This window comes from Methylobacterium sp. WL116, from assembly GCF_008039455.1.
Classification (GTDB): Bacteria; Pseudomonadota; Alphaproteobacteria; order Rhizobiales; family Beijerinckiaceae; genus Methylobacterium.
Genome location: NZ_VRUV01000373.1, coordinates 1 through 4567 on the forward strand (window position 1 = coordinate 1; position 4567 = coordinate 4567).

General features: G+C 70.5%; 5 protein-coding genes. 1 reads left to right on the top strand and 4 read right to left on the bottom strand.

Annotated features, from left to right (window positions below; genetic code table 11):
• Together FV223_RS20725 and FV223_RS20730 are read right to left on the bottom strand one after the other, a co-directional pair.
• Positions 1-396, bottom strand: a 396-nt coding sequence (locus FV223_RS20725) for a DoxX family protein (protein ID WP_147728776.1), incomplete at its 3' end; no start/stop codon positions are given.
• A gap of 78 nt (positions 397-474) precedes the next feature.
• A complete protein-coding gene (locus FV223_RS20730; protein ID WP_246686596.1) occupies positions 475-1749 on the bottom strand; it encodes a multidrug effflux MFS transporter in 1275 nt (424 codons plus the stop codon).
• 191 nt (positions 1750-1940) lie between these two features.
• On the opposite strand from FV223_RS20730, the gene FV223_RS20735 reads away from it, so the two are divergent.
• Positions 1941-2114 carry a YqaE/Pmp3 family membrane protein gene (locus tag FV223_RS20735; protein WP_147728777.1) on the top strand — a complete coding sequence of 58 codons (174 nt, stop codon included), beginning with the start codon at positions 1941-1943 and terminating at the stop codon, positions 2112-2114.
• 79 nt (positions 2115-2193) lie between these two features.
• Here the strand turns inward: FV223_RS20735 and FV223_RS20740 are convergent, their stop codons facing one another.
• The gene (locus FV223_RS20740; RefSeq protein WP_246686597.1) at positions 2194-3582 is read right to left on the bottom strand and encodes a murein L,D-transpeptidase family protein; all 1389 of its coding nucleotides are present in this window, start codon (positions 3580-3582) and stop codon (positions 2194-2196) included.
• Positions 3583-3839: 257 nt separating this feature from the next.
• A complete protein-coding gene (locus tag FV223_RS20745) occupies positions 3840-4547 on the bottom strand; it encodes a DUF1796 family putative cysteine peptidase (RefSeq protein ID WP_246689743.1) in 708 nt (235 codons plus the stop codon).
• Positions 4548-4567 lie beyond the last annotated feature (20 nt).

Consider the following 4567-nt stretch of genomic DNA (forward strand, 5'->3'; position numbering starts at 1 on the left):
GCCCTGCCAGCTCCAGGCGCCGGGTCCGGCGAGCGCGTAGATCAGGAAGCCGCCAGCGAGCCCGAGGTCGGCGAGCAGCAGCGTGCGCTCGGCCGCGGCCGCCGGGCCGGAGAACTGCCAGAAGGCGTGGAGCAGCATCGCCGTGAGGCCGGCGAACCCGGCGAGCGCGACGCCGGTGATCCGCGGCAGCACGCCGACGATCAGCGCGAGCGGCCCGAACACCTGCACGACGACGGCGAGCGTCGCCACCGCGTTCGGGGCCGGCACGCCGGCGCCGGCCAGCGTCAGCGCGAAACCGGAGACGTTGAGGGCGCGGGCGATGCCGGTCGGCAGCAGCGCGGCCGCCAGCAGAAGGCGCGCGGCGAGAAGCAGTCCGTCCTGGGCTCGGGCGATCACGCGTGGTCTCCGGTGGTCTGAGGCGAGGACGGCATCGTCGTCCGCACCGCTGAAGACCGGGTTAAGTCGCCCCCGCGCTCAACCGGAAACGCCGCCGCGGAACAGGCGTCCGCGCTCGGTCCACGCCACCACGAGGAGCGCGGCCGCGCCGAGCCCGGCATAGCCGAAGGCGATCGGCAGGGTCGTGCCGTCGAAGCACTGGCCGATCGCGAAGCCGCAGAGCGCGCCGAGGATCGTCGTGTAGAACCCGAGGAACGAGGAGGCCGTGCCGGCGATCGCGCCGAGCGGCTGCAGGGCGAGCGCGTTGAAGTTCGGCATCGCGAAGCTGATCAGGAACTGGTTGCCGGCGAGCACCGCGAGGAACAGCGCCAGCGGCGGGTGCCCGCCATAGGCGAGCCCGATCGCGACCTGCCCGAGCGCCACCGCGACGAAGGCCGTCAGCCCCGCATGCGACAGCGCCCGCATCCCGAGGCGGCCCACCACCCGGGCGTTGACCAGGGTCGCCGCGCCCATGGCGCCCGCGACCAGCCCGAAGGCCAGGGGGAACAGCGCGCCGAGGTGGTAGAGCCCGGTGTCGAACACCTGCTGGGCCGAGCCGACATAGCCCATGATGCAGCCGGTGAGCAGGCCGAGGGCGGTGGCGTAGCCGATCGCGACGCGACAGCCGAGCGTGGTCCGCAGGGCCTGCCCCGTCGCGGCGAAGGAGAGCGGCCGGCGGTATTCCGGATGCAGCGTCTCGGGCATGCGCGCTAGGAACCAGAGCGCGAGCAGCCCCGCGAGCGCGAGCATCGAGACGAAGACGTAGGTCCAAGAGCCGAGCGCGAGCATCGCCCCGCCGATCGCCGGCGCGATCATCGGCACGATCAGGAACACCATCATGGTGAAGGACATCACGCTCGCCATCTCGCGCCCGGCGAAGCGGTCGCGCACGATCGTGGTCGAGAGCACCCGGCCGCCGGCCGCGCCGAGCCCCTGGATCACGCGGGCGGCGAGCAGCCATCCGAACGACGGCGCGACCATCGCGAGCAGGGTTCCGGTGACGTAGACCAGCAGGCTGCCGATCAGCACGGGACGTCGCCCGAGGGCGTCGGAGACCGGGCCGTAGACGATCTGGGCCGAGCCGAAGCCGATCATGTAGACGTAGATCAGCCACTGCAGGTGGTTCGGGTCGACGACGCCGAAACGGGCCTGGATCGCCGGGAAGGCCGGCAGCAGGTTGTCGATCGAGATCGCGGTGACCGCCATCATCAGCGCGACGATCGCCACGAACTCGACGAAGCCCGGCCCGGTCCAGGGACGCGCGCGCGGGATCGCCTGGCCTTCGGGCGGATGGGGCCGGATCGGTGCTGTCACGGGAACGCCCTTGGCGGCGCGGGAACACCTCCGACGGGAAGGGCCGCACGGGCCGCCTCATCGGGGCGGTTCGCGGCGGGGATGTGGCCGGCGCATGCACGGGACGCCGAGGAGATCCCCCGCCGGCTGCTGGAACGGAAACGGCCTAGCTTCGTTGCATCGCCAACACTCGCTGCATACCCGGAGTTCCCGTGTCGACGCTCGTCCGCATCCTTCTCGCGATCTTCCTGCCGCCGATCGCCGTGCTCGTGACCAACGGCATCGGCCTGCAGTTCCTCCTCAATATCGTCCTAACGCTGATGTTCGGCCTGCCCGGCATGATCCACGCGCTCTGGCTGATGAACCGCGACCGCCCTCTGCTCTGAGCGGCATCGCCGAAACGAAGACAGCCGCCGGTCGCGCGACCGGCGGCTGTCTTCGTTCGACCGAGCGCGTCGCGATCGGTCAGGGCTTCTCGGGCTTGTCCGTCCGAAGCGCGGTCGTCGTCACCTTGCGCACTGGGCGCGGCGCGGCGTGAGCCACCTTGACGGTCTGCGCGGCGACCTTCACCGGCTCGGCGACGACCGCGTCCGCCGTCGGCGTCGCGGGTGTCGGCGTCGCGTCCTTGTCGAAGACCTTGCCGAGCAGCGTCCGGTAGGTGCTCGGATCGTCGTCAGCGCCGGCGACCGTGATCCGCGCCGGCTTGGCCTTCGCGGCTTCCTTGACCCCATCGTCGCTGGGGTCGGGCTGCTTGGCCATCAGCGTCCGCGTGCCGGGCTTCATCGCGTCGGGCTTGGCCGTGCCGGGCTTGCCCGCATCCGCCTTGCCGCCCTTGGCGAGGGCTGACGCCGCGGCCTTGGTCGGGATCGGCGCCTCGGGCGCGGCGGCGAGCATCACCGGACGGCCCTTGGCGTCGACCTCGATCTCGCGCGGGCCGGCAGCCAGGCTCTCCGGCCGGCTGACGTCGCCGAGGTTGTGTCGGCCGTAATCCTTGGCGCTGTAGGGCAGCTCGGTCTCGGTGCCGCCGAGGTTGGCGAAGGCGGTGGTCTGCTCGGCGCGGAACACCGGGTTGCCGCCGCCGTCGTCGTAGACCACCCGCGTCGCCGGCGTGCCCTTGGCGACGAGCTCGGCGATCTCCTGGTTGTCGTGGGTGCGCTTCTCGGCGACGAGCGGATCGACCTTCGGCGTGCACGAGCCGGCGGCGGCATCCGCGCCGCCGAATACGTACTTGGTGCCGCACACCCCGACCTTCGGCTCGTCGCGCAGGGCTTCGAAATAGTCGGCGCCTTCCTTGAGGTTGCGCCAAAACGGGGCGTTCGGGTCGTTCCGGTACTTGGCCATGTTTTGTGCCGTCATCCGGAACGGATACGACTGGAACTGGAACGCGCGCTGGCCGCCGGCGAAGGCCTCGCGCGCGACCGCGTAGATCTCCGACATCGATGCGTCTGTCATCGCGAAGCACCCGGCCGACGAGCAGGTGCCGTGGACCATCAGGTAGTTGCCGGTGCTGCCGTTCGCCCGGTCGTAGGCGTTCGGGAAACCGGTGTCGAAGGAAAGGTAGTAGGACGAGTTCGGGTTCATCTGGCCCGGGGTGATCGTGTAGAATCCCTCCGGCGCCTGGCGATCGCCCTGCTTGCGCTTGGGCCCGAGCTGGCCCGACCAACGGCAGATCGGATAGATCTTCAGGAGCCCGTAGCGACCGTCGGTCCCGCGCTTCCACACCTCCATCTCCGCTTCCTTCTTGTAGGCGCGGATCAGGATCGGGTCGCTCTGCTGCATCCCCTTGGTCTGCATCAGGGACAGGGTCTGGGGCGGGATCGGCGTGAGCGAGCGCGTCGAGGCGCCGTTGATCATCCCGTCCTGGCAGCCGCCGAGGGACAGGGCGGCCGCGACGGCCACGGGCGCGATCAGGCGGGACGCTCTGTGGAGACTTGCAACGGCGAACCGGCGCACAGCCATGGGGGAACCTCGTCCTCGAACACACCGCGCGCGGGCCTTGTCGGCAGCCGTCGTGCGTCACTCCCCCACTCTCTAGCTTTGGTAAGCTTACGCCTCCGTTACCGCAAGGATCCGCCCCCCGCCCCACTCGGCGCCACCGGCCCCGATGTGGATCACGGGGACGGGCGAAGGGTGCGCCGCGACTCCGCCGCGATCAGGTCGACGAGGAACGCGTCGTCGACCGGATCGGCCAGGCGCAAACCGACTGATGCGGAAGGGGTTTCCACCGTCAGCCAGCGCAGGTCGGGGCGCGTCGGCTCGGCCGCCACGACGCGCCTCGCGGGGCTTCCCGGCACGTGCTGCAAAAAGGTTAAATGGTTCCCCGATCCTCGCTGTGCCAAAATGTCACAAATGCCGTAGGCGACCTCGGGCGGCGTGTGGAGGTGGGTCAACAGCCAGAATTGGTTCTCGGCGACGGGGTTCGACAGCGCGATCCGCAGGCGGCGGACCCCTTCGGCGAGGAAGCGGTAGTCGGCCTCGTCCGAGGCCGGGTCGTGGTGGTTGAAGACGCATGCGAGCCCGTAGCGCTCGCGATACAGCCGGTGGCGCCCGCGCCAGATGCCCTCGCCCTGCCGCTCGTCCAGGGGGATGGTCTCGAGCTGCGATCGATCCAGGAGCGCGGCGAAGTCGTCGGCGAGGCAGTCGCGAACCATCCCCGGCATGGTGAAGATCCAGTCGAACGGCCCCGACCAGGTACGCAACCCGAGCGTCTTCAGCACGTGCGCCATCTGGCAATGGGCGCCCAGGGAGACGTGGTTGACCGGGCCGGGCTCGCGCTCGCTGCCGAGCAGGCCGCCGAGCCTGCGTCCGAGCCCGCGCAGGAAGCCGGTGCCGTAGGGGC